This window comes from Hymenobacter rigui (genome assembly GCF_003944715.1).
Classification (GTDB): Bacteria; Bacteroidota; Bacteroidia; order Cytophagales; family Hymenobacteraceae; genus Hymenobacter; species Hymenobacter rigui.
In genome coordinates this window covers 46769-72985 of sequence record NZ_RWIT01000009.1, presented here as the reverse complement: position 1 = coordinate 72985, position 26217 = coordinate 46769, and the positions used below count along the sequence as shown (strand labels likewise).

Here is a 26217-nt window from a genome sequence, read left to right as displayed (position 1 = left end):
TTTAGGGAAGTAGCACGTCATGCTTCGGCTGCGCCTCTGCATGACGTTTCAATTATTACATCTGTCCGCGGAAGGGCGGTACTATCATTGTGCGGCAAGATGACATCACATGTACTTCCACCGCCGCTATTCGTCCGCCCTCCTCTCCTCAAGGCTTCGCGCATCAAGCGAACCAGGGGCCGGGGGTGAGTCACCATTTCTATACATCAACTACCTCTACCCTCTATCCGTCTGGCCGAAAACGCCCTCCGTACACCCCACGGTCTGTACGTGCGGGCAGCGGACCACCTCTGGCACGTAGCCGACGATGGCACCATCACCAGCCGCTACAGCTTTCCGACCCAAAATCCGTTCACTTACGCCGGGCTGGCCCATTAGCAGGATGCCTTCTACACTTTCGGAACGCCGCTGTCCAGCCGGAGTGCGGCGTCCATTCTCACGCGCGTCCCGCTGGATGGCCGCCCGGCCGAGCAGTTTCCGCAGTTCCCGCTGCGCCGGCCCGCGGGGCTGGTGGCGGTAGGCCCTGAGTTGCTGCTGCTGGATGTGCTGGTACCGGAAACCACCATCAGCCGCTGGACGCCCACGGGCCCCAAACTCCTGCACACCGCCCGCAACCTCACCCACTGGCTGGCCTCCGATAATACCCTGTTATTCGCTGATGCCGCCGGTGTGCAGCACCTGCGCTGGGGCATAGTGGAGCTGCTACACCCGGCCGAACGGGTTTTGTGGTTCGACGATGCGCTTAATATTCTGCAGCAGCTGCCGCCTGAGGAACTGCTCACGCCCGCGGGAGCGGGTACGGCGCTGCTGCACCAGCCCGGCCCGCCGGCTACCAGCACCCGCCTTGCGGGCGTGTGGCCGCCGCTGCGGCTGGTGGCGGCCGGAGGGCAGCGTTTCGTGCGGCACCAGTCGGCGCTGCTGCCCCTTACCGACCTTAGCCATCGTCTTCCGTTGCCGGCCTCCGATGAGTACGGGCCGGTTGTACCGTTGGGCGCGGGACTGCTGTACCTGAGCGGTGAAGGGCAGCTGTTCACCTCCACCGATGGAAGCCACTGGGTGCCGCTGTTAGGCCGCTTCAGCCAGTTGGTACCGGCCGGGCCCACCGAGGTGCTGGCTACCGGCCGGCGGGGCACTGTGCTGTTGCGGGCCGGGTAGGCGCATTGCGGGTCGATGGCTATACTTGCGGCGGTTCTGCTCCGCTTCTTTACTACCCGCTATGAAATTCCGCTTCCTGCTTCCCGCGCTGCTGGCACTGGCCGGCCCCACTCAGGCGCAATCAGTAGCGCCGGCCGGGCAGCCGGCCGCTGCCGCCCTTAGCCTACCCGAGCAAAGCTTCGAGCAGTTCTGGCAGGGCTTCCGCGACCAGTACGCCTTTTTCCCGCTGAAACAAGTCGACTGGGACGCCATGTACCGCACCTACCGCCCACGCGTTTCGGCCCAAACCCCGCCCGACTCGCTGGTGCAGCTGCTGCGCCGCATGGTGGAGCCGCTGCACGACGGCCACATCACCATCAGCCGGGGCGAAACCATCCTGTTCAAGGGCGAGAGCCGCCGCAACGCGTTCAAGCAAACCTTCAAGGCCGTGCAGCTCGAGTTCTGGCGAGTAGCCACGCAGCAGCTACAGGCGGCCGGCTTCGGCCCACTGAAGGGGCTGGGGCCCGATTTCAAGGGTAAGCAGCCCATCTACTTCAGTCGGAGCGGCACGGTGGGCTACCTGCACCTTACCCGCTGCTTTGCCGACGTAACCGGGGCCCTCGGCACGGATGCGCAGGAACGCAAGGACCAGCAGCGGCTGGAAAAGCTGTTTTCGCAGGCGTTGCAGCAGCTTCAGGGCTGCCAGACGCTGATACTGGACGTGCGCGACAACGGCGGCGGCCACAGCGGCACCGCCCTGGCCGGGCACTTTGCCACGGCCCGCACCCTGGCCGGCTACAAAGCCGTGCGCCAGCCGGGCGGCTACGCGCAATTTACCGAGCCCCAACCCGTGTACGTGACGCCTGCCGCCGGCCCGCGCTTTACCGGCCCGGTACTGCTGCTCACCTCCGACCAAACCGCCAGCGCCGCCGAAGACCTCACCATGGCCCTGCGAAGTATGTCGCAGGTAACGCAAATAGGCACCGCCACCAAGGGCATGCTCTCCGACATGCACAGCCTGCGCCTGGCCAACGGGCTGGAAGTAACACTCTCCAACCAGCGCTACACCTCCCCCACCGGCCAGCCGCTGGAAGACACCGGCGTAGTCCCCACCGTATCCGTCGAAAACACCCTGTCCGACCTGCAACGCCAGCACGACCCGGTGCTGGAAAAGGCATTGGAGCTGGCACGATCAGAAGCCATTACGAAGTGAGCATGGATTACACAGGATTGATTATTATCTATTTAGCGAATCAAGAAATCTGTTCAGGAACCAAGTTGAACGTCATGCTTCGCTACGCCTCTGTATGACGTTCAACTTGGTCGGATAACTTCCTCAACAGCTTCAACGCCACCCCATGCTACTCACTTCTTAATTACCCGAATGCTGATGCGGCGGTTGAGGGCGCGGCCTTCGGGCGTGGTGTTGGGTGTGATGAAGTACTTACCGCCGTAGCCTTTGGCCTGCACCCGATTGATATCAACACCCATACCGGCAATGGCCAGCATGGCCGTTTTGGCCCGTTCCTCACTGAGCTGGAAGTTTTTGAGCGGGTTGCCGGTGCTATCAGTGTACCCTCCTATTTTCACTATCGAAGTCGGGAAGGTTTTGAGGATGCTGGCCACGTTACGCAGTTGCAGAAACGACTCATCAGTGAGGGTGGTGGCCCCAGGCTCAAAGTATACCCTATCAAAGTTGATCCAGCCCTTAGTCCGGTTCACGGAATCTACCTGTTGGGTAGGATCGGCCAGGAAGGTGTAGAGTCGGTTTTCGGTAGAAGTAGCCCCTACCTTCTGGGTAGTGCCGTCGGCCAGGTGCAGGATGAGTGGCTGGCCGGTGTCGTAGATGTAGTTGCCGCTGCTGGCATCGTAGCGGCCGGGCTGTCCGTCGGGGGCGGTAGTACCGTTGGCAGGCGTTGGCGTGACGGCCGTGGTAGCAGCCAACGAGTTTCTGTCTGCCCCAAAGCGTAGATCCTGCCAGTTACCAAATACGTAGCCCAGCACCACAGCGGCCAGCAGCAATGCCCCCCACTGCCACCGCACCGGCGTGCGCGCTGGTAGCGGAGGTGCCGGGGGCGTATACGTCTGCCCCCCTCCTGCCGGGGCCCATGTTCCCGCAGTGAGGCTTGTTGAAGCCGTTGCGGAATTCAGACCGGGTACAGCGGGCGTTGCGGACGTTTCCGGCAGCAGTGTCCCGGACAGGCTGCTGCCCTCCTGCACCAGCCAAGTGGCCAGTGCCTCGGGCGTGAGATTGTGCTCCTGACTATGCTCCCCGATGACGCCCAATGCCGCCACGGCCGCCGCGCTCAATACCCGCTCGGCGGCCGGCAGCCCAAAATTGGCCGCCGTAGCTATCCGCAGAGCGGTAAAGTGGTAGGTTTCGCCCAGCAAACCGCGCATCAACGATTCGCCCCGGGTAATCCAGCCCTGGTGGATTTCGGCGGCCATGGGCTCCAGCACACTGGCTCCGTAGGCTTCGCGGCCCAGCTTCCAGATGGTGGCCGGGCCATCGGGTCCGCTTACCCGACCGGCCAATGCCTGTACGGCAACCGGAACGGCCCGAGTGAGGGCGGCACGGAGTGTACTAACACTTTCCTGGGTTTCCTGCGCCAGCTGCTCCAGCAGGTCGTGGCTGAAAGAGAATTGCGTAACGCTTGTCAGAGTCTGTTCCATTCTTACCATCCCGTTAAATCCAACATAAATAAAACTACATTTTTTATTTAAATATTTATCATAAAGGACAAAAAAAGCGCCGCCTCTTTTACAGAGCCGGCAGCTGTGGGGCACAGAAAAAGGGTGCGTAGCGAGATATCAGGCGCGACGCAGCACCACGGTTTCTTCATTGGCATAGACCACGGCTTCGTCCGGGAAAGGCTCCTCACCCCGGAATTTCTGGAGCAGCCGGGCCGTGGTGATAATGTCCTTCTGGCAGTAGCGCGCAATACGCGGCAAGTCCTTTTCCTGATAATACACCCGCGCCACGTCCTTGCCCTGAATGTCGTCTTTGGGCGTGGGAATGCCGAACATGGCGGCCAGCAGACTCAGGGAGGTAAAGGACTTCCGGTCCCCGAACTTCCACAGCTCCATGGTATCCAGGTGGCTCACTTCCCAGGGCTTTTTCCCGGCCGTATCCAGGTGCGGGGGCAGTTCCAGGCCGTTAATGAGGATGCGGCGCGACAGGTAGGGTAAATCGAACTCTTTGGCGTTGTGGCCGCACAGCCGGAACTGGGGCCGCTGGCTGATAACGGCGCTGAACTCCCGCAGCAGTTGCCGCTCATCGTGCCCGTAAAACGACTTCACGCTGAAGCTCACTCGCCCATCGGCGGCCGTGCGGAACCGGCCCAGCGAAATGCACACCACCCGCCCGAACTCGGCGTAAATGCCGGCCTGCTCAAACAGGGCGGCGGCGTGCAAAGTATCGGGCAGAGGCGCAATATGGTCGTGGTGGGAAATCCAGCCTTTCTCGCGGCGCAGGGCGTGACACTTGTGCTCCCACAGTTCCTTCAGCATCTCGTGCAGGTCGTCGTGGTTGCCCACGCAAGGCACGGTTTCAATATCGAGCACGAATACTTCATCGAGCTTCAGGTCGCGGAGCAGGCGCATAGCAACGGAGCAATAAGGCGGAGCGAATAAGGAAATATAGGAGGTAACAATGGCAAAAGCAGCGTAGCACCGCATTCTGAGGCAAACGAGAAGATCTAAAAAGGCCCGCCCCACCCGGCAGATAGCGGGGTAAGGCGGGCCATAACAGATGCGGGCAGCGTACCTGTCAGATGCGCTGCAAGGAATAGGAGCCGGACGCAATGGATGGCATCAGGCCAACGCAGGGCGGTTGGTAAGCCAAAGACCCAGCAAAGTAATCAGCAGTTGACGGCGAGGTTTGCGCATGGCGTTGGGAGCAAGTAAGGCGGCCGCCCAGCCGGCCCCGGATGTCCCGCAACCAGAAGCTGCTTCGCCGGAGCCGTTGGGCACTAGCAATTTGCATAATCACCCTACCCGAATCAATAGCATAATGATGTGAATCGGTGAGCACGTGGGCCGTATCAGCGCCAGCACTACCTCCTGCCGACAGCTACGTGAGCCCCTGACGCAGGGCTTTGCTCACGGCCTCCGTCATGGAGCGTACGTGCAGTTTCTCGTAGATTTTTTTGATGTGAGAACGGACGGTGTCGATACTGATTCCCCGGTCGGCGGCAATCATCTTGTAGCTATAGCCTTCCACCAGCAGCCGCAGAATTTCCTGCTCCCGGGCACTCAAAACGCCGTTCTGCTCATCGGGTTGCTGCCGGGGCATAGGCCGCGGGAACAGCCGCAACACTTGGCGGGCAATGGCGGGCGTCATGGGCGCGCCCCCGGACCGGACTTCGCCAATGGCTTCCAGTATTTTGATTGGGGGCGTCTTTTTCAGCAGGTATCCATCGGCACCAGCGCACACGGCCTCAAACACCCGCTCATTCTCCTCGAATACCGTGAGCATCACCACCTGAATGTGGGGCGCTACCTGCTTAATGCGGCGCAGCCCTTCAATGCCCGTACAGCCGGGCATGTCGATATCCATCAGCACTACATCCGGCTGAAACTGCGCCACGTCCTCTTCGGCCCGGGTGCAGTTTCCCAACGCCGCGGCGAGTTCCAACTCCGGGGCACTGCTCAGCAGCTGGCTCAGGCTGGCCCGTAGGTCGGGATTATCTTCATAAATCAGAACGCGTGAGGCGGCTTGCATGATGACACGTGACAGGAGGGGGATTTTAGCTAAGATACTCAGCCCGCTTACGAGATGCTACTGCATGATGATGTGAGCGGAATGAGGCCTCATTCAGCCCATTGGTACGCTCAGGCGCAGGATAGTGCCTTTGCCGGGGGCCGATTGAATAGTCAGCTGGCCGTGCAGGGCTTCGGCGCGGGTGCGCATGTTGGTGAGGCCGTTGCCGCCACCCTGGGCCGGAGCAGCCAGATCGAACCCTACGCCATCATCCTGCACCATGAGCAGCAGCCGCCCCTGCCGGTATTCCAGCGTAATGGCCGCGTGGTGGCAGTGGGCATATTTGACCAGGTTGTTGAGAGCCTCCTTGAACAGCAGAAAAAACTCCCGCCGGGCCCGCATATCAAACCGCAGACTTTGCAGAGCAGCATCGGCCCGGAACGTAAAGTCAATACCCGCCGACTCCAGCACCTCCGAGGCCAGCCGGCGCATGCGGGCCGTCACGTCATCCAGCCCATCGTGGGCGGGGTTGATGGCCCACACGATATCGTCCATGGCGTCCAGCATACGGCGCGAGGAGTCGCCAATCTGCTCCAGCACGGCGGCAGCCTGCTCGGGCCGGTGCTGACGCTGGTGGTTGCGGGCAATCTGGCTGAGAATGGAGATGCTACTGAGCGTGGAGCCCATGTCATCGTGCAGGTCGCGGGCAATGCCGTGGCGCACCTGCTCCAGAGCCAGCAGCTGCCGCACCCGCAGCCGGTACAGCAGAAACAGCAGCGCAAACACTACCCAGCTCAGCCCAATCCGGAACCACCAGGTACGGTACCAGGGCGGGTCCACCACAATGCGCAGGGTAGTGCCTATCGGGTTCCACAGGCCGTCGTTGTTGGTAGCCCGCACCCGGAAGGTATAGGTACCGGGGTCCAGGTTGGAATACGTTGCCTCGTGCCGCACACCCGTGGATACCCAGTCCGGATCAAAGCCTTCCAGCAGATACGCGTAGCGGTTTTTCTCGGGCTGCCGGTAGTTGAGCGCCGCAAATTCCAGCGTAAACACGTAATCCTGGGGCGAGAGGCGCAGCACCCGCCGCTCCGTGATACTGGTATCGGGCAGGTCGAGGGGTTGGTTGAGGCGGCGCAGGCCCGTGAGTACCACCGGCGGCAGTACCGTGTTAGGCCGAACAGCAGCGGGCCGGAACACCACCAGTCCGTTCACGCCGCCGAAATACAGCAGGCCCGTGCGGCCCCGATGAGCGGCTCCGGCATTGTACTCATCCTGTAGTAGACCGGCTTGCTGATCAAAAGTGAGGATCTGTTTGGTGGCGGGGGTAAAGCGGGCCAGGCCTTTGTTGGTGGACAGCCACAGGTGCTTTTGTGCATCTTCCAGCAAGCCATACACCACATCATTGGGCAGGCCCTGTGGCTCCCGGTACGTAGTAAACCAGCCTTTTCGGGCATCATTCAGCCGGCACAGGCCACCACCTTCCGTACCTACCCAAATAGTTCCGTTGTGATCCTGCAGCAAGGAGCGCACAAAGTTGCTGCTGAGGCTGCGCGGGTTGCGGGCATTGGCGCGGTAGCTGCGGAACCGGCCCGTGCGCATATCCAGGCAGTTAAGGCCGCCCCCGCCCGTTCCAATCCAGAGCACGTCCCGCCGCCGGTCTTCCAGCATCACGCGCACAAAATTATTGCCAAGGCTAGCGGAGTCGCCGGGGGTGTTCCGGAACGTGCGGAACCGGCCGGTAGCAGGCGTGTATTGGCTCAGGCCGCCTTCCGTCCCAATCCAGATGCGGCCCCGACTATCTTCGTACAGCGCCCGGATGAAATTATCCCCCAGGGAAGCCGGATTGGTGGGCTGATGACGGAAATGGCGAAACCGGCTGCTGCCCGGCTCCAGGCAGTCGAGGCCCTGGTTCTGGGTGCCTATCCACAGCCTGCCGGCCCGGTCCAGGCACAGGGCACGCACGTAATCCTGACTGAGGCTGGCGGGGTTGCGGGCATCATACTGAAACATCTGCCGCTGGCCGGTACCTGCCTGGTAGCGCGCCAGCCCCTGGCTTTCCGTACCGACCCACACGGTGCCATCGGGGGCTTCCAGCACGGCCCATACGCCCATGGCAGCCCCAAGCGGCACGGCTCCGAACGCCGGAGGCCGGGAGTCGCAGCGGGCTATGCCCTTATCGGTTCCGACCCAGACCAGACCCAGCCGGTCGAGGGTGATGCTCTGAATGGCATCGGAAGGCAGACTCAGCGGCTGGCCTGGCTGCTGATGAACCGTGGTCAGTTGTTGCGTACCGGGGTTCAGGCAGCTTAATCCCGTGGCCGTACCAATCCACAGCCGCCCATCGGGCACGAAGCACAGCGCCCGGATGCTGTTGCCTGCCAGTCCACCGGGCGCGGCCTGGTAGCTCCGCAGCACTTTTCCTGCGCCACTGGTAGTCAACTGGTATAGGCCATTCGCTTCGGTGCCGACCCACAGAGTACCCGCTGGCCCCACGGCCAACGCCGTTATAGGACTGGCGGCATAAAAACTGATCAGCGGCCTCAGCTGCTGCCGGATGCTGTCGAACCACGCCACCTGCCCGGCTCCGGTACCCACCCATAGCTGCCCAGCAGGAGTAGCAGCCAGGGCCCGAATGGAGTTTCCACGCACCAGGGAAATACCTGCGGCCTGAATAGATCGGAAGCGTTGCGCTTTAGCATTCCAGCGGTGCAGCCCTCCTTCGGTACCCACCCACACACGGCCCTGTCGGTCGGTCAGCAATGCCCGAATAAAGTCGTCGGTGAGGCCGGTAGTGTCAGGCGTCGAGGTCTGGAATACCTGAAACCGACCGGTCAGCGGCGAGTAACGGCAGACCCCGCCCCCACCCGTGCCCACCCATAAGGTACCGGCGCGGTCCTCAGTGAGTGAGAGAATGAAGTTGCTGCTGAGGCTGCCGGGGCGCTGGGGGTCGTTGCGAAAGGTGCGGCACTGGCTGCCGTCGTAACGGGAAAGGCCATCCTGGGTGCCCAGCCACATGAAGCCCCGCTGGTCCTGCACGGCCGCCAGCACGCTGTTCTGGACCAGGCCATCCTGGGCTGTGAGGGTGCGAAACACGGGTGCCGGCTGGGCATGGAGCGGCCGGACCAGCAGGGCGGCTATCAGGCCGCACGCAAGTATCCGAACGACAGTGAAATAGTTCATAGCATAACAGCTGCCTGATCTGGTGGCTGAATCTATCGAATTACTGTCATTATGCGCCTCTGTCCTGCAGTTGTCTGTCCAGAGAGCACACTTGCTGTTTGCAATGCTGTACACCGGTTCTCCTCACAGCAAGTGTATATTGGCGGCCTCACACGAACTACAGGCCGCAACAGGTGGCGCATCCACTGTTTCAGAACCGCTATGGCATCATCTTACTCTATCAGCAACCCAGAGGAAACCGGCGAGCTGGGGGTGTTGTATCTGAAAAACTTCTGGTCCCGCAGTATGGCTAAGCGCCAGGGGGTATTCCAGGAGCCAACTCCCGACAGCTGGCGGCTGGACAATCTGCTGCTGAACGGTCTGGGCCTGCCCCTAGAAGAAACCCTGCAATACCTGGGGCAGCACGCCCCCAGCTTTTCGGAGTTTGAGCAGTGGATTCGGCAGAAGCACAATGGTCAGCCCGACCCGCTCCAGATTGCCCGGTTGAACAGTCTGTTTTCCGGCCAGTCATACCCTGAAGCGTTGCAGGAAAGTCTGCGCGAGTTGGAGCAGGATCCCGACGTCCTCAGCCCCGACGACCTGGCTTTCTGGGCAGAAAACGGCTATGTGATAGTCCGGGAGGCCATTTCTCAGGAGCAGGCTCGGGCCACGGAGCTGGCCGTGTGGGAAGCCTTGGGCATGAACCCGCACGAGCCGGCCACATGGTACCAGCGGCCTATTGGCAAGGGCATTATGATGGAGTTTTATCACCACCCTACGCTGCAGGCCAACCGGCAGTCCAGGCGCATCCACAAAGCCTTTGCCCAGCTCTGGAAAACGGCTGACCTCTGGAAAACCACCGACCGTACCAGCTTCAACCCGCCCGAAACCCCAAACTTACCCTTCCAGGGCCCGCACCTGCACTGGGATATGAGCCTGCAGCCTCCGTTCCGCTTCGGCACCCAGGGCCTGCTCTACCTCTGTGATACGCCCGCTGAACAGGGCGCCTTCTGCTGTGTGCCCGGCTTTCACCGTACGCTGGAAACGTGGCTGAACAGCCTGCCGCCCGGCACCGACCCGCGCTGCGTCAACCTGAATGCGCAGGCCGTACCCATTGCCGCCAATGCCGGGGATTTCGTCATCTGGCACCATTTCCTGCCCCACGGCAGCAGCCCCAACCGCGGCACGTATCCGCGTATCGTGCAGTATCTGAACATGTACCCGGTGGAGTTCAAGGAAAACATGGTGTGGCGGTAAAGACGCTAAATCATCCTGAAGCATCACGAGCAGTTCATAAGCTCAGATATTCGTTATGGGGTGCTTCGCCCAGGTAATAGATAAGCTCGCATTGTCCGAATATCAGTATGATACCTTCGGTATACGCTACAATTTCCGCCAGAGCATTTTTAACAGGCATCTGCCTGCCATCCAAAGCTGAATTGACGGAAATGATGTAACAGGAGGTGATTTGCCTGCCCTTTATTCATTTTCCTATTTCTATCTCATAATTACCCCCTACCGCCTCAAACCTACCTTTATCCAAGTCTCGACCATGATAAAGCATTTCAAGAAATGTCTTTCGCCGCTTCGGTAACGTAATAAAGCCTAAGTAGCGCTGGCGCTTATTCTTCACCACATATTCGTTGATGAAGGCGCTTTCCAAATCGATATTCATACACTGAAAATAATAAAAACAACAAGCGGCGTCTGATGTATCAGACGCCGCTTTTGTTACCTGATAAAGTGGTAGCAAAGTTAACCAGCAGTGTATTTCTTTAACCACACCTGCAAGGTTCGTTCGTCGACGTCTAGATCATCAACTAAAATGCGTTGCAGTACTAATTCGGCACTACTGCGCTGCATAATAGACAAATAGTTCGAAGCATTACCTTGGGTACCCACATGTACTTGAATCGCTGCAGTAACCTGATGCCAGGCTTTCATACCAAGCTTCTCAGTCCATATTCCGGCCCGGCCAAATTTTAGGGCCGGGCCAGAAACCCGTGCTCGTTTCACTGCACGGAATACAGTAAACAAAGCTATTCCACTGAAAAATAGAGCGCTCCAAAAGCTACCTATTACCGCAATCCAAATGGCTATTCCAAGGAAAAGTAAAGCCAAAAATCCATCAGCTACAATACTACTCTGTGAGTAGTGTATCTCGTGCTCGAAGGTCTGCGATTCGTCTTTCCCTGAATTTGAACTCATCAGCTTACTTGCCCGCTACCACATCGGTTTTTATGCTCAGCTCCTTCAGCTGCGCGTCCGAAATCTGGGAGGGCGAGTCAATCATCACGTCGCGGCCGGAGTTGTTTTTGGGGAAGGCAATGAAGTCGCGGATGCTGTCGGCGCCGCCGAAGAGGCTGCAGAGACGGTCGAAGCCGAAGGCAATGCCACCGTGGGGCGGCGCGCCGTACTCAAAGGCGTCGAGCAGGAAGCCGAACTGGGCCTGGGCCTCCTCGGGACTGAAGCCGAGCAGCCCGAACATCTGGGCCTGCACCGTGCGGTCGTGGATGCGGATGGAGCCGCCGCCTACTTCCACGCCGTTAATCACCATGTCGTAGGCATTGGCGCGCACTTCCCCAATCGTATCGGGCCAGGCCAGTAGAGCTACGTCTTCGGGTTTGGGCGAGGTGAAGGGGTGGTGCATGGCGAAGTAGCGGCCTTCCTCCTCGATGTACTCCAGCAGCGGGAAATCCACCACCCACAGGGCCGAGAAGGTATCTTTGTCGCGCAGGCCGAGGCGCTGGCCCATTTCCAGGCGCAGCTCCGAAAGCGCCTTGCGGGTTTTGTTCGGTTCGCCGGCCAGAATCAGCAGCAGGTCGCCGGGCTGGGCATTGAAGGCGGCTTTCCACTGCTGCAGCACCTCCTGCGAGTAAAACTTATCCACCGAAGACTTAACCTGACCATCGGCTTCCACGCGGGCGTACACCAGGCCGGTGGCACCAATCTGGGGGCGCTTCACGTACTCGGTCAGCTCGTCGAGCTGCTTGCGGGTGTAGCTGGCCGCGCCGGTGGCGCAGATGCCCACCACCAGACCGGCGGCCTCAAACACCGGGAAGCCGTGACCCTTGGCCACGTCGTTCAGCTCCACGAATTTCATCTCGAAGCGCGTGTCGGGCTTGTCGTTACCGTAATAGCGCATGGCGTCGGCGTAAGTCATGCGGGGCAGCTGGCCGATTTCCAGGTTCTTCACCTCGCGGAACAGGTACTGCACCAGCCCTTCGAAGGTGTTGAGGATGTCTTCCTGCTCCACAAACGACATTTCGCAGTCAATCTGCGTGAATTCGGGCTGACGGTCGGCCCGCAGGTCCTCGTCGCGGAAGCACTTCACAATCTGGAAATACCGGTCGAAGCCCGACACCATCAGCAGCTGCTTGAATGTTTGGGGGCTCTGGGGCAGGGCGTAGAACTCGCCGGGGTTCATGCGGGAAGGCACCACAAAGTCGCGGGCGCCTTCGGGCGTGCTCTTGATGAGCACCGGCGTTTCCACTTCAATGAACTCCTGGCCGTCGAGGTAGCGGCGGGTGGCCTGGGCCACGCGGTGGCGCAGCATCAGGTTCTGGCGCACGGGGGCGCGGCGCAGGTCCAGGTAGCGGTACTTCATCCGCAGGTCGTCGCCGCCGTCGGTGTCGTCCTCAATCAGGAAGGGCGGCAGCTTGGCGGGGTTGAGCACCTCCAGCTTCTCCACCCGAATTTCGATGCCGCCGGTGGGCATTTTGTCGTTTTTGGAGTGACGCTCGGCCACTTTGCCGGTCACGCACAGCACAAACTCGCGGCCCAGCTGCCGGGCCTGCTCGCGCACTTCGGCCGTTTCCACGCCTTCTTCCAGGGCCAGCTGCGTGAGGCCGTACCGGTCGCGCAGGTCCACCCACAGAATGCCGCCTTTGTCGCGGGTGCGCTGCACCCAGCCGCAGAGCGTAACGGTTTGACCAACGTGTTCGGGGCGCAATTCGCCGCAGGTATGAGTCCGGAGCATTTCGGTTGTAGAGTTTAGTGCCTGGTGCGTAGTGCTTATGCCACTGTTGGGCGGGCTCGAGCCCGAAGCCGGGCCTAAGCACTACGCGCCAAGCCCTAAGCACTACCAATAACGAAGGTAGGCAGGAAAAATAAGTAGGAATGCACGGCCTGCTGCCTTTTATTGGCTTCCGGCACCCGGCAAACAGCGTGTAAAGCCGGTTTTCGGCGCTTTGCGAAGGTTTTGCGTAAGCTTGCGCAAAAATTGGTACGGAGTATGCAAACAAGCCTCCCCGAACCAACTTCCCTTCGCTACACTCTTTTTTACCGCATATGAAACGCCCCGTTCTGCTCGCCCTGGCCGCCACGCTCCTCTCCTTCTCGGCCGTGCAGGCTCAGACCAAGGTGAAAACCAAAACCAAAGCTGCCGACGGCACTGAGGTCAAAACCAAGTCGGAAGCCGAGCCCGTAACGCTCAACGGTCCCATCAAGCGCGTGGAAACCCTCTCGGGCATCGACGTATTCCCGTCGTCGAGCGGGCAGAGTATTATGCTCAGCTTCACCCAGCAGTTCACCAAGCCCGGCACGCTGGTGATGACCAACTATAAGAAACAGCCCGTGTACACCACCGCCCTCGACCCGGCCAACAACACCGGTGAGCCCGTGGACTTGGGTCGTATCCCGGCCGGCACCTACCTCATCGAGGCCAAAACCGGCAACTATGTGTACTGGAAAAAAGTGAGCATCAAGTACCCATCGGTAGCCATCACCAAAAAGCGCCGCTAAGCCAAGCACAGTAGGGAGCGGAGCTTGCCCCCGCCCGCCATTGTTACAGCTGGTAAGCGGTTATCAGCCTCGGATGCACACAAACAACGACGGGCGGGGACAAGCCCTGCACCCTATGGCGGTTTCGCACTGATACAAGCTCCGGAGTCGTTACGGCTTCGGAGCTTTGCGTTTGAACGCGGCGGATTCTGGCCCGTGTTTTCTTCCTTCACCCTGCACCCGGCCCCTTGCGGCGGGTTGCGTTACTTTACGCCATGAAACTACTTCGTTTTGCCCCACTATTGCTGATGCTGGGGGCGCTGCTGGCCTTTGCCGGCCCTAAGCTGAAGAAAACTGCCGTGGGCAAAAACATCAGCCTCGGCGTGCCAGAGGGCTTTGCCGCCCTGCCCGATGATGGTATTGCCGCCAAGTATCCCTCGCCGCGCAAGCCGCTGGCTGTGTTCAGCAACCCCAGCGGCCGCGTGGACCTGAGCGTGCAGCAAAAGCCCAGTACGTTCACCAACAAGGACTATGCGCTACTGCTGAAAATCTATAAAGCCAGTGTGCAGAACCTGTACAGCAAGGTGCAGTTCCTGCGCGAGGATATCCAGACAGTAAATAAGCGTGACTTCGTGGTACTGGAGTTTGTATCGACGGTAACCGACAACCGCCGCGGCGGCAACCTCGCCCCCATCCGCAAGTACCAGTTCGTACAATACGCCATTGAAGGCGACCAGCTCTACGTATTCACCTTCGACGCCCCCGCCGACGAGCAGCCCCAGTGGCAGCCCATCGCCCAGGCTGTGATGCAGAGCATTGTGATGAAATAAGTGGTGAAGTTGTGAAAGGTGAAATTGTGAATTGCTTTTCCGTTTCATCAGCCCAATACATTCACAATTTCACCTTTCGCAACTTCACCAGCCCATGACCCTTTCCCTCCACTCCGACGAGCAATACATCCGGGAGGCACTAAAGCAGGCGCGGTACGCGTTTGAGGAAGACGAAATTCCGATTGGGGCCGTGGTGGTGCTGGACAAGCGCATCATTGCCCGCGCCTATAACCAAACCGAGAAGCTGCAGGACGTGACGGCCCACGCCGAAATGCTGGCTCTCACGGCCGCCGCCAACTACGTGGGCAACAAGTACCTGCAGGAATGCACCCTGTACGTGACGGTGGAGCCCTGCGTGATGTGCGCCGGGGCCACGGCCTGGGCCCAGGTGCGCCGGGTGGTGTACGGAGCGGCCGAGCCCAAATTCGGGTACCGTCGTCACGGCCAGCTGCTGCACCCCCGGGCCGAAGTGGTGAGCGGCGTGCTGGCCGATGAGTGCGAGGCCCTGATGCGGGAGTTCTTCGCCCGGAAGCGGAAATAGGCTACTTTTGGCCGACCTGCGTAACCCAAATCGGGTTCCGCAGGTTACTACAGCGTGCTGCGCCTGGAGCGTGGCAGCCTGTTGTTTCCTCTCCCTTTTCACCCTAAACACTTTCCATTATGGCTTTCGAACTGCCCAAACTGCCCTACGCCTACGATGCCCTGGAGCCGCACTTTGATGCGCAAACCATGGAAATCCACCACAGCAAGCACCATCAGGCCTACGTTACCAACCTCAATAACGCCATTGCCGGCACCGACCTGGAAGGCAAGAGCCTAGAGGACCTGCTGCAGAACATTGCTTCGGCCCCCGCGCCGGTACGCAATAACGGCGGCGGCCACTGGAACCACTCCTTCTTCTGGCAGATTCTGAGCCCCAACGGGGGCGGTGAGCCCACCGGTGCTGTTGGCGAAGCCATCAATAAGGCTTTCGGCAGCTATGAGAAGTTCAAGGAAGAATTCACTAAAGCCGCCGTGGGCCGCTTCGGCTCGGGCTGGGCGTGGCTGTGCAAGCAGGCCGATGGCTCGGTGCAAATCTGCTCCACCCCCAACCAGGACAACCCGCTGATGCCCGACACCGGCTGCAAAGGCACTCCGGTACTGGGCCTCGACGTGTGGGAGCACGCCTACTACCTCAAGTACCAAAACCGTCGCCCCGACTTCATTGCCGCCTTCTTCAACCTCATCAACTGGGACGAGGTGAACAAGCGCTTCACCGAAGCCGCCTAAGCGCGTTCCGCGTCGTTAGCATTCAGGAAGGCTGCCGCTCAGGCAGCCTTCTTTTTTTGTTCTGCTGACCGGAAACCGGAGCGGTTTTGGCTACACGCCAGCCGCCGCCCTTGGTGGGCAAATTTCTTTATCTTGCTTGTCTATGGATACACAACTGGTAGCCAAATCGGCCGGAGCATTAGCAGATAAGTATCGGCTCAATATTGTACTGGCGCTCAGCCAGCAAGACCAATTGGCTTTTGCTGAAGTACAGGAACTGACGGGCCTTTCCCAGCCCTGTGTGTCGCACCACCTCAAGATTCTGGCCGACAGCGGCCTGGTGCAGACCCAGAAGTGTGGCCGGTGCGTGAACATCACCCTGAACCGGGAGGCCCTGCGCGGGCTGGCCTCGTTTTTTGACACGCTGGGCTAGGCGCAAAAAATTTCTTTAAACCCATCGAAACATTTCGATTAGTTGATGCTTTATAGCCGCGTTATACCTCAGCATCAACTGCACATGACAACCAAGAAGCTTTTCTCGCCCGCCAAACTGGGCAACCTCACGCTCCAGAATCATATCGTAATGGCCCCCATGACGCGCAGCCGCGCCCTGGGCAACGTGCCCGGCCCTCTGGAGGCCGAATATTATGCCCAGCGCGCTACGGCCGGCCTCATCGTTACGGAAGGCACCTCGCCCTCGGCTAACGGCCTGGGCTACGCCCGCATTCCCGGTTTGTTCACGCCCGAGCAGGTGGCCGGCTGGAAGCTGGTAACCGATGCCGTGCACGCCAAGGGCGGCCATATCTTCGTGCAGCTGATGCATACGGGCCGCATTTCGCACCCGCTCAACATGGCCGCTGACGCCGAAATTGTAGCCCCTTCGGCTATTGCCGCCGCCGGTGATATGTGGACCGACCAGCAGCAGATGCAGCCCCAGCCCACCCCGCGCGAGCTGACCACCGCCGAGGTGAAGGAAGTGGTGCAGGAGTACATCAACTCGGCCAAACTGGCCGTGGAGGCTGGCTTTGATGGCGTAGAAATCCACGCCGCCAACGGCTACCTCATCGACCAGTTCCTGAACCCCAAGAGCAACCAGCGCACCGACGAATACGGCGGCTCCTTCGAGAACCGGGCCCGCTTCGTGCTGGAAATTGCCCAGGGGATGGTAGCCGCCATTGGGGCGGAGCGCGTGGGCATCCGCGTGTCGCCCTACGGGGCCTTCAACGACGTAGCTCCCACCTTCGACGACATCGACGCGCTGTACCTGCACCTGGCCGCCGAGCTGCAGAAGCTGAATCTGGTGTACCTGCACATTGTGAACCACGAGAGCATGGGCGCTCCGGCCGTGCCGGCCAGCATTATTGCCGGCCTGCGCGAGAAGTTCACCAACACGCTCATCCTGAGCGGCGGCTACGATGTAGACCGTGCCGAAGCCGACCTGCAGAGCGGCCGCGCCGACCTCGTAGCCTTCGGCCGCGCCTTCATTGCCAACCCCGATCTGGTAGCTCGTCTGGAGCAGGGTGCCGAGCTCACCCAGCCCGACCCCTCTACCTTCTACGCTCCCGGCCCCGAAGGCTTCCACCAGGGCTACACCGATTACCCCGCGCTGGCTACGGCTCAGGCGTAAGCACCACGCGCAACGACCCTTCTACCTGCCCTCCGGCCTGCTGGCCGGGGGGCAGTTTGCGTTCTGGCCGTGCCCACGGCCCAACCCAGGCGAATTTTCACCGCAGAGAATTCTTGTATCTTTAGGTTTCAAATTGTGTTCCCCCCACTTTCCTCACCAGTAGTTGCATGAGTACCAAGCTGCGTCTCACTATTCTGAGCTTTTTACAGTTTTTCATCTGGGGCTCGTGGCTGATAACCATCGGGGCGTACTGGTTTCAGACCAAGCAATGGTCGGGGGCGCAGTTTGGAGCCATCTTCTCCACGATGGGCATTGCCTCCATCTTCATGCCCTCCATCATGGGCATCATTGCCGATAAGTATGTGAATGCCGAGAAACTCTACGGCATCCTGCATATTCTGGGCGGGGTGGTGCTGTGCACGGTGCCTATGGTAACGGACCCCGGCACCTTCTTCTGGGTGATTCTGCTGAACATGATTTTCTACATGCCCACGCTGGCCCTCAGCATTGCCGTGTCGTACTCGGTGCTGAAGCGCCAGGGTCTGGACGTGGTGAAGGACTACCCGCCCATCCGGGTGTGGGGCACAATCGGCTTCATTGTGGCTATGTGGACGGTGAGCTTGCTGGGCTTCGAGAAATCGGCCAGCCAGTTCTACGTGGCCGCCGCCGCGGCTTTTGCGCTGGGCATCTACTCCTTCACGCTGCCCGCCTGCCCGCCCACGGCCAAAGACACGCCCAGCCGCTCACTTATTGATGTGCTGGGCCTGAAGTCGTTTGCCCTGCTGCGCGACCCCAAGATGCTCACCTTCTTCCTGTTCGCGCTGCTGCTGGGTGCCGCCCTGCAGCTCACCAACGCCTACGGCGACACCTTCCTGCACGATTTGGGCAGCACAATGGTGCCTTCAGCTTCCATTGTACCGGAAGGCACTACTGGCTGGGAGGCATTTAAACTGGTACTATCTGCTCTGCTGAATCATCCGGGTGATACTTTCAGCAGCCTAGCGGCGACTTATCCGGCCATCATCATGTCCATCTCGCAGATTTCGGAAACGCTATTTATCCTCGCTATTCCTTTCTTCCTGCGTCGTTTCGGTATTAAGCAAGTGATGCTGTTCAGCATGGTTGCGTGGGTACTCCGTTTCGGTCTGTTTGCTATTGGCGACCTGCAGTCGGGCCTTTGGATGATTATTCTGTCATGCATCATCTACGGCATGGCCTTCGACTTCTTCAATATCTCGGGCTCGTTGTTCGTGGAAACCCAGACGGCTTCCAGCATCCGGGCCAGCGCCCAGGGCCTGTTCATGATGATGACCAACGGCTTCGGGGCCGTGCTGGGCAGCTCGGTGAGCGGCATCGTCATCGAGAAATACTTCACCGCCGCCGACGGCGTAACCAAGGACTGGCACGGCATCTGGCTCACGTTTGCCGCCTACGCTCTGGTCATTGCCGTGCTGTTCGTGTTCCTGTTCAAGCACAAGCACACGCCCCAGGAAGCCACCGCCGACGCCGAGCACGTAGAGCCCATCCTGAGCGTAGAAAACGCCTAAATCACGGATTTTTCGGATTACATAGATTCTTACACCGTTGCATCTAACGATAATTTGATACAACAAAAAGCCCGCTTGCAGCAGCAAGCGGGCTTTTTGTTGGCCGGCTTTTCAGACAGACCGCGAAATCAGAACGAATTCGTGTAATCCGAGAAATCCGTCTAAATCCGTGATTTAGAATTGCTCGTCGGCGGTGAAGTAGAAGTCACCTTCGATTTTGGCGTTTTCGTCGGAGTCCGAGCCGTGTACGGCGTTGGCTTCGATGCTCTTGGCGTACTTCTTCCGGATGGTGCCTTCAGCGGCCTGGGCGGGGTTGGTAGCGCCAATCAGGGTACGGAAGTCAGCCACGGCGTTGTCTTTCTCGAGGATAGCCGCTACAATGGGGCCCGACGACATGTACTTCACCAGGTCGCCGTAGAAGGGACGCTCTTTGTGCACGGCGTAGAACTCACCGGCGCGCTCGGGGGTCAGCTGTACTTTTTTCAGAGCAACGATGCGGAAGCCACCTTCTTCAATCATGCTCAGGATGCCACCAATGTGGTTGTCCTGGGTAGCATCGGGCTTAATCATCGTGAACGTGCGGTTCGTGGCCATGGGCTTCGTATGGTTGGGGTTGAAATGAATGCTATTACGGTGCAGACTACTGGCGTTTGCGGCCGCAAAAGTACGGAATGAATTGATGGAATACGGTAGAGCTATTTTCACTAGCTACCTGACCTCCTACATTTTTTCATCTGTACCGGTGCGTTGAGTAGTACACTGCTCATATTCAACTCCACATTTCTCATATTTTTTCAGTTCCGGAACATTCCCATGGCCGGCAACCTTACAGTCGTCAACACGGCGGCTGCACCTTTCTGCAAGCCGTTTTGTTGAAAGCCAGAATATTTCCGACTTTTGCCGCCTTTGTACGCGGCCTAACCGACCGAAATTCAGTCACCTACCCCGTAGGCAATGTCCACAATATCTGAGCTGAAGGAGCTGCTGGCGCAACCCCGACAGATTTTCATCACTACCCACCACAAGCCCGACGCTGACGCCCTGGGCTCCTCGCTGGGCCTCGCCGGCTACCTCCGCAAGAAGGGCCACAGCGTAACGGTGGTTACCCCCTCCGACTATCCCAACTTCCTCGCCTGGATGCCCGGCAACGACGAAGTGGTAGTATACGAGCCCCGCCAGAACGATGCCCAGGTGCGCGACATTATTGCGCGGGCCGAGGTGCTGTTCTGCCTAGATTTTAGCTGTCTGGGCCGCATCAATGAGCTGGGCGAGTACGTGCGGGAAGCCAAGGGCACCAAGGTGCTCATCGACCACCACCAGGAGCCGGAGGATTTCGCGCAGCTGGACTATTCCAACCCTAAAGCGGCTGCTACGGCCGAGCTGGTGTTTGAAGTCATCCGCGACCTGGGCGACCAGGATCTGATTGACACTGGTATCGGAGAGTGTCTGTACGCGGGCATCATGACGGATACCGGTTCATTCCGCCACCCCAGCACCTCGCGCAACGTGCACCTCATAATTGCCGAGCTGCTCAACGCCGGCATCAACCTCTCCGACGTGCACCGCCGCATCTACGACTCGCACTCCGAGGAGCGGCTGCGCTTCTTGGGCTTCGTGCTGAAGGATAAGCTCACGGTACTGCGCGAGTATAACACGGCGTACATTGCCATTACGGCCGACGAGCTGCGCCAGTACAACTCCAAAACTGGTGACACGGAAGGCCTGGTAAACTTTGCGCTTAGCATTGAGGGCATTGTGTTTGCGGCTATTCTCATCGACCGAAACCAGGCAGTTAAGATTTCCTTCCGCTCAGTGGGCGACTTCTCGGTAAGTGAGTTTTCGCGGCGGCATTTCAGCGGTGGTGGGCACCATAACGCGGCCGGCGGCATCAGCTACGATTCTCTGGACTCCACCGTGGAGCGCTTTCTGGGGCTTCTGCCCGATTATCAGACCCAGCTGGTTACGGCCCCGCTGGCACCGGTAGCACCGTCGATTTAATTCGGTGTAACTTGGGCCCTCATTCTGTTTTAACTTCTCAACCCTTCATGTTCCTTAAACGCAACCTTCTGAGCCTGGCCCTCGCTGCCGGCGTTCTGGGCCTCGCCTCCTGCAACAAAGGCGGTGATTTCAGCAAGACCAAATCGGGAATCGAGTACAAAGTATTCAAGAGCAACGGCAAGAGCTACGATGCCCGCGAGGTAAGCGCTGACGGCGACGCCACGTACAAAGACCGCATCGGCAAGATTATGGCGCTGCACGTGGAGTACCGGACGGCCAAGGACTCGGTGCTCTTCAACTCGCGTAAGCAGCAGCTGGGCTTCCCGGTTCGGGTACCATTGGATACCGTGCGTAAGGCACAAAAAGGAGGTTTGGAAGAGGCCATCAGCCTGTTGCAGCCCGGCGACTCGGCCGTGTTCCGCTTCAATGTGGATACCATCTTCGCCAAGTCGTTCCGTCAGCCGGTGCCGCCTTTCATGCAGAAAGCTGGTAAAACCATGACCATGTATGTGAAGGTGGACAAGGTGCAGACCCGCGACGAAGCCATGGCCGACGTGCAGAAGATGCAGGTGGAGCAGCAGGCCAAAATGAAGGAGCACGCCGATAAGCAGCTGAAAGCTGACGACGTGAAGCTGCAGGAGTACATCAAGAAGAATAATCTCACGGCTCAGAAGGACCCCTCGGGCGTGTACTACGTGGTAACCTCGCCCGGCACCGGCCCCAAGCCTAAGGTTGGTCAGATTGTGGCCGTGAAATACACCGGCAAGCTGCTGGAAAACGGCAAAGTATTCGACACGTCAGAGAAAGCGCCTAACAACGGCAAGCCCATCGAATTCCCGATTGGCGTGGGCCAAGTAATTCCGGGCTGGGACAAAGCCATTCCGATGCTGAACAAAGGCTCGAAGGCGGTACTGCTGATTCCGTCGTCGCTGGCCTACGGGCAGCGCGGTGCCGGTGCCGATATTCCGGCCGATGCTATTCTGCGCTTCGACGTGGAACTGGTAGACGTGAAAAACGCTCCGCCCCAGCCCCAGGTAAGCCAGGAGGACATCCAGCGTCAGCTGGAAGCTCTGCAGCAGCAACAGCAGGGTAAGTAATTTCTGGTCTGACTCCGGTCTGTAATCAGCAAAAGCCCCCGACCCGGTGCAACCGAGCCGGGGGCTTTTGACTCTTCTACTCAGCACCTTTTTTGTTTAGTACCTCCTATGATGCGTACCCTTTTTCATCGTCCGGCCGCCTGGTGCGTGCTGTGCCTGCTGGTATTGGGCAGCCTGCTGACTGCCTGCCAGAAAAACGATACGGCTCTTGATACGACGGATTATTCTGCCCGGGATGAGAGCCTGATCAAAGATTATATCAAGGACAACAACCTTACTGGTTTTCAGCGCGATACACTGGGTCTGTACATTGCTGTTACCCAACCTGGCAACGGGGTAAAAATCACGAAGGGCCAGCAGGTATCGGCGCTGTACACCGGCATGACACTTGACAACCGCGTGTTTGACTCCACGGGCAGCCGCAACAACCAGCCGTTTACGTTCGGCATCGGGCTGAACCAGGTAATTCCGGGCTGGGATCTGGGCTTCGCCAAGCTCACGAAAGGTGCCAAAGCCACGCTGCTGATTCCTTCGGGCTTAGGCTACGGCCCATATGCTGTCGGCTCCATCCCCCCAAACTCGGTGCTGCGCTTTGATGTGGAAGTAACTGATGTTAAGTAACCTCTGCTCCGCTTCTTATTCTTCTCTCATGAAATTTCGTTTTTCGCTGTTCTCCGTATTGCTGCTGAGCCTAGTTGCGCTGCTGGCCGCGTGCAAGAAGGACGATAAGACCACGCCGGACTACACGGCTCAGGATGAGGCAACCATCCAGCAATACATTAAGGACAAAGGCCTCACCGGCTTCGTGCGCGACACTTCTGGTGTGTACGTGGGCATTACGCAGCCCGGCACCGGCCCCAATGCCAAGGACAAGCAGCGGCTGCAAGTGCTCTATACCGGCACGACCCTCGATGGAACGGTGTTCGACAGCAATACGACCACCGTGGGGTTGCCGTTCGTGCTGGGCCAGAGCCTGGTTATTCCAGGCTGGAACAAGGGGTTCCGGTATTTCAACAAAGGCGCAAAAGGCATTCTGCTGATTCCGTCAAGTCAGGCCTACGGCACTTCGGGCAGCGGCACCACTATTGGCGCCAACGCCGTGCTGCGCTTCGATGTGGAGGTAGTTGATATTAAGTAATTTTACCCGGCGGCTTTTTACAGCTACCGCTTCGGTCATGAAAAAAACTTCCCTGATTCTGTCTTTGCTGGCGTTTGCGCTGGCTGCTTCCCCGGCTCTGACCAGCTGCAAGTCCGATACCATTTACGAGCAGCAGGCCAAGCTGGTAGAAGCGCAGAAGAAAACGGACGACGCGACCATCCAGGCGTACCTTTCCCGGCACACCATCACCAACTACACGCGCCTGGAATCGGGCGTGTATCTGGTGCCCGTTACCGATGGCCCGGCCAGTAATCCGCTCATCAAGGCCGGCCAGAAGGTGACCACCAACTACGTAGGCAAGTTCATTGATGAAACCAACGACGGCGTGGTGTTTGATGCCTCCAGCAGCAACCGCACTGCCTGTGGCTGTTTCAGCTTTTACAATGGCAGCAACGGTGCCATCGAAGGCTGGACCAAAGCCACCTTGCAAATGCGCAAGGGCGACCGGAAACTGGTATTGATTCCGTCGTATCTGGCATACGGGACCAGCGGCTACGGCACTATCTCGGGCAATACCCCGCTGCTGTTTGATCTGGAAATTCTCAACGTAGAATAGCGTAGCCATGCCGAAAACGGTAGCACGATTCAGCCTGTTGTTGCTTGGTGTGCTGCCGCTGGCGGGCCGGGCGCAACAGACCCTCGCCACTACCAGCGTACCGGCCACTGCCGATAGTCTGCTGGCCCGTGCCTCTACTACTGCCTCCGGGTTGCGCTATGCGCTACGGCAAACCGGCACCGGGGTCCGCCCCCAGCCCGGCGACCGGGTAACGGTACACTACACGGGCTTTCTGGCCGCCGATGGGCGTATTTTTGATACCTCAGTACAGCAGGGCGGGCCGCTGAAAGTGAAAGCCGGCCGGGGCATTGTGATTAAAGGGTTCGACGAAGCGTTGCTCCTGCTGCCGGAAGGCAGCCGGGCGCGGGTCTGGATTCCGGCCGCGCTGGCGTACGGAGCCAAAGGCCGCCTCGACTTGGATGACGAAACCGGCAAGCGCTACCTTATTCCCCCCAACTCAGATTTGATATTCGAGTTGGAAGTGCTGAAAGTAAAGTAATCACCGGCCCGCCTACAGTTGTTGGCGGGCCGTTTTGCTGAAAGAACCCCTACTGCAGCTGGCAACTGAGTCGGATGTGCTAGGTTTGTCGGGCATCACTTCCATTTTTCTGCACCCATACTCTCCATTTCTTACGCCACCACCTAATGTCCTTCTTTGCCCGCCTGCGGTTTTCGGTTCCGGTTATCCTGGCAGCTGCCGGGCTGCTGTCGTTTCAGGGCGACCCGGCCCCGTTTAACCGGCTGGCTTCCGGCCTGGAGTACCGCATCTATCACCTGGAAAATGGCCGCTACGTGCTGCGGTCCGCACTACCGGCCGCCGGTGATGCCACGTACCCGGCCCGCATTGGCCGCATCATGAGTCTGCACCTGCAGTTCCGCACGGCCACCGACTCAGTACTGATGCACTCGCGCCGCCAGAACCGCAACCAGCCGGTGCGCGTGCCCCTGGATACGGTGCGCCGCCAGCAGCGGGGCGGCGTGGAAGAAGCCCTGGCGCTGCTGCAGCCCGGCGACTCCGGCGTATTCCGCTTGAACGTGGATACGGTCTTTCTGAAATCCTTCCGGCAACCCGTACCACCTTTCATCCGCAAGGCCGGCTCCACGCTGACGGTACTAGCCAAAGCCGAGAAGATTCAGACGCAGGAAGAGGCCATGCAGGAAATGCAGCAGCAGCAGCTGAAGGCCCAGGCCGAAGCGAAGAAGCAGGCCGCCCAGCTAGCTCTGAAAGAGGATGCCCGCATTCTGGCTTACCTCAAGCTGAACAAGCTGAAAGGCATCAAAACCCCTAGTGGGCTGTACTACGTCATTACGAAAGCCGGTACCGGCCCCAAACCCAAGACCGGCCAGACGGTGGGCGTGCTGTACACCGGGATGCTGCTAAACGGCAAAGTGTTCGACGCGTCCTCGCGCCACGGCAATACGCCCATTGAGTTTCCGCTGGGCCAGGGCCGCGTAATTCCGGGCTGGGACCAAGGCATTGCGCTGCTGCCCAAAGGCTCCAAAGCGGTGTTGCTGATTCCCTCGGCGTTGGGTTATGGTCCTCAGGGCGCCGGTGCCGATATTCCGGCCAACAGCATCCTGCGCTTTAATGTGGAGCTGGTCAGCGTGAAGTAGCTTTCAGTTGTTGGTTGACTGTTGTCAGATCGTAGAGGTACTGACGACAGTCAACCAACAACCAGCAACTGAAAAACCATTATAGCTCCGCCAGCACTTCCGATAGCACCGCCAGGGAACGGACGTCGCCGAGGTGCTCAACGTGCAGCTGATAGTAGCGAATAAGCACATCCAGCAGTTCGCGCCGTACCCGGCCGTTTGGAATGGCCGCGGCGGCGGGCTGGGTCAGCAAGTCATCGAAATACTGCTCAAATTCCTGGAAACGCATAGCGGCCGGGCCGTGGCCACTTACCGTCGTGGATGCTTCGGAGGCAAAGGCCACCTGAGACGTAATCTGCTCCCCGTTTTCGGGACCGAAACCCAGGTAGTGACTTAGCTGCAGCAGAAACTCCAGGGCAAAATTCTCAAAGCCTGCTTCCTGCTGGTCGAAAGCCTGTACAGCATCGTGCAGGAAGGCAAACAGCGGCTCGTTCTCCTCCTCTTCCAGCAGCACCCGGCTTACAATTTCTGACAGGAACAGAATGACGCTGCTCTTGCGGACATCATAGGGCAGCGTGCGGAACGGCTCGGAGCACCGGAACTCAGAAAGGCGGGTGAGGCCGCCGCTACGGGACGTGTAGGCCACTAGGTCCAGCAGGGTAAACGGCTGAAACAGCGCAATGCGGCCGGGCGGCTTGGCCTTGCGCACGCCATTCACCACGTAGCTCTGCAGGCCCAGCCGCTCAGTATAGATACGAGCAATAATGCTGGTTTCGCGGTAGCGCATGTAGCTGAGCACAATGCCCTGGGTTTTAATCAGCATGCAGGCAGGAATAAGCAGT

The 26217-nt window shown here is 59.3% G+C and carries 26 protein-coding genes; 17 read left to right on the top strand and 9 right to left on the bottom strand.

Annotation, left to right across the window (positions count from 1 at the left end):
* The first annotated feature begins 510 nt into the window (after positions 1–510).
* Both EI291_RS15515 and EI291_RS15510 read left to right on the top strand, forming a co-directional pair.
* Positions 511–1155: a hypothetical protein gene (locus EI291_RS15515; protein ID WP_125421882.1), complete on the top strand. Its 645-nt coding sequence runs from the start codon at positions 511–513 to the stop codon at positions 1153–1155.
* Positions 1156–1216: 61 nt separating this feature from the next.
* Positions 1217–2347 carry a S41 family peptidase gene (locus EI291_RS15510; RefSeq protein ID WP_125421879.1) on the top strand — a complete coding sequence of 377 codons (1131 nt, stop codon included), beginning with the start codon at positions 1217–1219 and terminating at the stop codon, positions 2345–2347.
* Between the two features lie 152 nt (positions 2348–2499).
* On the opposite strand, the gene EI291_RS15505 is transcribed toward EI291_RS15510, so the two are convergent.
* The 4 genes from EI291_RS15505 to EI291_RS15490 form a co-directional block, all read right to left on the bottom strand.
* Positions 2500–3807, bottom strand: coding sequence for an OmpA family protein (locus tag EI291_RS15505; protein ID WP_170172675.1), 1308 nt, complete (start codon positions 3805–3807; stop codon positions 2500–2502).
* Positions 3808–3945: 138 nt separating this feature from the next.
* A complete protein-coding gene (locus tag EI291_RS15500; RefSeq protein WP_125421874.1) occupies positions 3946–4737 on the bottom strand; it encodes a 3'-5' exonuclease in 792 nt (263 codons plus the stop codon).
* Between the two features lie 469 nt (positions 4738–5206).
* A complete protein-coding gene (locus tag EI291_RS15495; protein ID WP_125421871.1) occupies positions 5207–5857 on the bottom strand; it encodes a response regulator in 651 nt (216 codons plus the stop codon).
* Between the two features lie 93 nt (positions 5858–5950).
* The gene (locus tag EI291_RS15490) at positions 5951–9019 is read right to left on the bottom strand and encodes a sensor histidine kinase (protein ID WP_125421868.1); all 3069 of its coding nucleotides are present in this window, start codon (positions 9017–9019) and stop codon (positions 5951–5953) included.
* A 201-nt stretch (positions 9020–9220) separates the two neighbouring features.
* On the opposite strand from EI291_RS15490, the gene EI291_RS15485 reads away from it, so the two are divergent.
* Entirely contained in the window at positions 9221–10255 is a 1035-nt protein-coding gene (locus EI291_RS15485) for a phytanoyl-CoA dioxygenase family protein (protein ID WP_170172674.1), read from the top strand.
* Between the two features lie 226 nt (positions 10256–10481).
* On the opposite strand, the gene EI291_RS15480 is transcribed toward EI291_RS15485, so the two are convergent.
* From EI291_RS15480 to aspS, 3 genes are all read right to left on the bottom strand, one after another.
* Positions 10482–10673 (bottom strand): hypothetical protein, encoded by a 192-nt coding sequence (locus EI291_RS15480; protein ID WP_125421862.1) that lies wholly within the window; start codon positions 10671–10673, stop codon positions 10482–10484.
* Between the two features lie 80 nt (positions 10674–10753).
* Entirely contained in the window at positions 10754–11119 is a 366-nt protein-coding gene (locus EI291_RS15475) for a hypothetical protein (protein WP_125421859.1), read from the bottom strand.
* Positions 11120–11210: 91 nt separating this feature from the next.
* Positions 11211–12977 (bottom strand): aspartate--tRNA ligase, encoded by a 1767-nt coding sequence (gene aspS / locus EI291_RS15470; protein WP_125421856.1) that lies wholly within the window; start codon positions 12975–12977, stop codon positions 11211–11213.
* A gap of 311 nt (positions 12978–13288) precedes the next feature.
* Here aspS and EI291_RS15465 point away from each other — a divergent pair, with 311 nt between their 5' ends.
* The 7 genes from EI291_RS15465 (at position 13289) to EI291_RS15435 (ending at position 18972) form a co-directional block, all read left to right on the top strand.
* A complete protein-coding gene (locus tag EI291_RS15465) occupies positions 13289–13741 on the top strand; it encodes a hypothetical protein (protein WP_125421853.1) in 453 nt (150 codons plus the stop codon).
* Positions 13742–13995: 254 nt separating this feature from the next.
* Entirely contained in the window at positions 13996–14550 is a 555-nt protein-coding gene (locus EI291_RS15460; protein WP_125421850.1) for a hypothetical protein, read from the top strand.
* Between the two features lie 94 nt (positions 14551–14644).
* Positions 14645–15091 carry a nucleoside deaminase gene (locus EI291_RS15455; protein ID WP_125421847.1) on the top strand — a complete coding sequence of 149 codons (447 nt, stop codon included), beginning with the start codon at positions 14645–14647 and terminating at the stop codon, positions 15089–15091.
* 119 nt (positions 15092–15210) lie between these two features.
* Positions 15211–15819: a superoxide dismutase gene (locus tag EI291_RS15450; RefSeq protein WP_125421844.1), complete on the top strand. Its 609-nt coding sequence runs from the start codon at positions 15211–15213 to the stop codon at positions 15817–15819.
* Between the two features lie 142 nt (positions 15820–15961).
* A complete protein-coding gene (locus EI291_RS15445) occupies positions 15962–16231 on the top strand; it encodes an ArsR/SmtB family transcription factor (protein WP_125421841.1) in 270 nt (89 codons plus the stop codon).
* An 84-nt stretch (positions 16232–16315) separates the two neighbouring features.
* Entirely contained in the window at positions 16316–17425 is a 1110-nt protein-coding gene (locus EI291_RS15440) for an alkene reductase (RefSeq protein WP_125421839.1), read from the top strand.
* A 167-nt stretch (positions 17426–17592) separates the two neighbouring features.
* The gene (locus EI291_RS15435) at positions 17593–18972 is read left to right on the top strand and encodes a nucleoside permease (RefSeq protein WP_125421836.1); all 1380 of its coding nucleotides are present in this window, start codon (positions 17593–17595) and stop codon (positions 18970–18972) included.
* Positions 18973–19146: 174 nt separating this feature from the next.
* On the opposite strand, the gene EI291_RS15430 is transcribed toward EI291_RS15435, so the two are convergent.
* Complete coding sequence (locus EI291_RS15430) at positions 19147–19566, bottom strand: nucleoside-diphosphate kinase (protein WP_125421833.1); 420 nt, start codon at positions 19564–19566, stop codon at positions 19147–19149.
* A gap of 360 nt (positions 19567–19926) precedes the next feature.
* Between EI291_RS15430 and EI291_RS15425 the strand changes: the two genes are divergently transcribed.
* The 7 genes from EI291_RS15425 (at position 19927) to EI291_RS15395 (ending at position 25396) form a co-directional block, all read left to right on the top strand.
* Positions 19927–20970, top strand: a complete 1044-nt coding sequence (locus EI291_RS15425; RefSeq protein ID WP_125421830.1) for a DHH family phosphoesterase — start codon at positions 19927–19929, stop codon at positions 20968–20970.
* Between the two features lie 47 nt (positions 20971–21017).
* Positions 21018–22067 carry an FKBP-type peptidyl-prolyl cis-trans isomerase gene (locus EI291_RS15420; protein WP_125421827.1) on the top strand — a complete coding sequence of 350 codons (1050 nt, stop codon included), beginning with the start codon at positions 21018–21020 and terminating at the stop codon, positions 22065–22067.
* A gap of 108 nt (positions 22068–22175) precedes the next feature.
* On the top strand, positions 22176–22688 hold the full coding sequence (locus EI291_RS15415) for an FKBP-type peptidyl-prolyl cis-trans isomerase (RefSeq protein WP_125421824.1): 513 nt from the start codon (positions 22176–22178) through the stop codon (positions 22686–22688).
* A 28-nt stretch (positions 22689–22716) separates the two neighbouring features.
* Positions 22717–23205, top strand: coding sequence for an FKBP-type peptidyl-prolyl cis-trans isomerase (locus EI291_RS15410; RefSeq protein ID WP_170172673.1), 489 nt, complete (start codon positions 22717–22719; stop codon positions 23203–23205).
* Positions 23206–23242: 37 nt separating this feature from the next.
* Complete coding sequence (locus EI291_RS15405; RefSeq protein WP_125421818.1) at positions 23243–23782, top strand: FKBP-type peptidyl-prolyl cis-trans isomerase; 540 nt, start codon at positions 23243–23245, stop codon at positions 23780–23782.
* Positions 23783–23789: 7 nt separating this feature from the next.
* A complete protein-coding gene (locus EI291_RS15400; RefSeq protein ID WP_125421815.1) occupies positions 23790–24281 on the top strand; it encodes an FKBP-type peptidyl-prolyl cis-trans isomerase in 492 nt (163 codons plus the stop codon).
* 146 nt (positions 24282–24427) lie between these two features.
* Positions 24428–25396 carry an FKBP-type peptidyl-prolyl cis-trans isomerase gene (locus EI291_RS15395; protein WP_125421812.1) on the top strand — a complete coding sequence of 323 codons (969 nt, stop codon included), beginning with the start codon at positions 24428–24430 and terminating at the stop codon, positions 25394–25396.
* A gap of 79 nt (positions 25397–25475) precedes the next feature.
* Here EI291_RS15395 and recO read toward each other — a convergent pair whose 3' ends face one another.
* Positions 25476–26198 (bottom strand): DNA repair protein RecO, encoded by a 723-nt coding sequence (gene recO / locus EI291_RS15390; protein WP_125421809.1) that lies wholly within the window; start codon positions 26196–26198, stop codon positions 25476–25478.
* Between the last annotated feature and the right edge of the window lie 19 nt (positions 26199–26217).

What these genes read in the sequence shown, in the direction of transcription:
- EI291_RS15510 (WP_125421879.1), top strand. Translation starts at nt 1,217, where the DNA reads ATGAAATTCCGCTTCCTGCTTCCCGCGCTGCTGGCACTGGCCGGCCCC.
- EI291_RS15505 (WP_170172675.1), bottom strand. Translation starts at nt 3,807, where the DNA reads ATGGAACAGACTCTGACAAGCGTTACGCAATTCTCTTTCAGCCACGAC.
- EI291_RS15500 (WP_125421874.1), bottom strand. Translation starts at nt 4,737, where the DNA reads ATGCGCCTGCTCCGCGACCTGAAGCTCGATGAAGTATTCGTGCTCGAT.
- EI291_RS15495 (WP_125421871.1), bottom strand. Translation starts at nt 5,857, where the DNA reads ATGCAAGCCGCCTCACGCGTTCTGATTTATGAAGATAATCCCGACCTA.
- EI291_RS15490 (WP_125421868.1), bottom strand. Translation starts at nt 9,019, where the DNA reads ATGAACTATTTCACTGTCGTTCGGATACTTGCGTGCGGCCTGATAGCC.
- EI291_RS15485 (WP_170172674.1), top strand. Translation starts at nt 9,221, where the DNA reads ATGGCATCATCTTACTCTATCAGCAACCCAGAGGAAACCGGCGAGCTG.
- EI291_RS15480 (WP_125421862.1), bottom strand. Translation starts at nt 10,673, where the DNA reads ATGAATATCGATTTGGAAAGCGCCTTCATCAACGAATATGTGGTGAAG.
- aspS (WP_125421856.1), bottom strand. Translation starts at nt 12,977, where the DNA reads ATGCTCCGGACTCATACCTGCGGCGAATTGCGCCCCGAACACGTTGGT.
- EI291_RS15465 (WP_125421853.1), top strand. Translation starts at nt 13,289, where the DNA reads ATGAAACGCCCCGTTCTGCTCGCCCTGGCCGCCACGCTCCTCTCCTTC.
- EI291_RS15460 (WP_125421850.1), top strand. Translation starts at nt 13,996, where the DNA reads ATGAAACTACTTCGTTTTGCCCCACTATTGCTGATGCTGGGGGCGCTG.
- EI291_RS15455 (WP_125421847.1), top strand. Translation starts at nt 14,645, where the DNA reads ATGACCCTTTCCCTCCACTCCGACGAGCAATACATCCGGGAGGCACTA.
- EI291_RS15450 (WP_125421844.1), top strand. Translation starts at nt 15,211, where the DNA reads ATGGCTTTCGAACTGCCCAAACTGCCCTACGCCTACGATGCCCTGGAG.
- EI291_RS15445 (WP_125421841.1), top strand. Translation starts at nt 15,962, where the DNA reads ATGGATACACAACTGGTAGCCAAATCGGCCGGAGCATTAGCAGATAAG.
- EI291_RS15440 (WP_125421839.1), top strand. Translation starts at nt 16,316, where the DNA reads ATGACAACCAAGAAGCTTTTCTCGCCCGCCAAACTGGGCAACCTCACG.
- EI291_RS15435 (WP_125421836.1), top strand. Translation starts at nt 17,593, where the DNA reads ATGAGTACCAAGCTGCGTCTCACTATTCTGAGCTTTTTACAGTTTTTC.
- EI291_RS15430 (WP_125421833.1), bottom strand. Translation starts at nt 19,566, where the DNA reads ATGGCCACGAACCGCACGTTCACGATGATTAAGCCCGATGCTACCCAG.
- EI291_RS15425 (WP_125421830.1), top strand. Translation starts at nt 19,927, where the DNA reads ATGTCCACAATATCTGAGCTGAAGGAGCTGCTGGCGCAACCCCGACAG.
- EI291_RS15420 (WP_125421827.1), top strand. Translation starts at nt 21,018, where the DNA reads ATGTTCCTTAAACGCAACCTTCTGAGCCTGGCCCTCGCTGCCGGCGTT.
- EI291_RS15415 (WP_125421824.1), top strand. Translation starts at nt 22,176, where the DNA reads ATGATGCGTACCCTTTTTCATCGTCCGGCCGCCTGGTGCGTGCTGTGC.
- EI291_RS15410 (WP_170172673.1), top strand. Translation starts at nt 22,717, where the DNA reads ATGAAATTTCGTTTTTCGCTGTTCTCCGTATTGCTGCTGAGCCTAGTT.
- EI291_RS15405 (WP_125421818.1), top strand. Translation starts at nt 23,243, where the DNA reads ATGAAAAAAACTTCCCTGATTCTGTCTTTGCTGGCGTTTGCGCTGGCT.
- EI291_RS15400 (WP_125421815.1), top strand. Translation starts at nt 23,790, where the DNA reads ATGCCGAAAACGGTAGCACGATTCAGCCTGTTGTTGCTTGGTGTGCTG.
- EI291_RS15395 (WP_125421812.1), top strand. Translation starts at nt 24,428, where the DNA reads ATGTCCTTCTTTGCCCGCCTGCGGTTTTCGGTTCCGGTTATCCTGGCA.
- recO (WP_125421809.1), bottom strand. Translation starts at nt 26,198, where the DNA reads ATGCTGATTAAAACCCAGGGCATTGTGCTCAGCTACATGCGCTACCGC.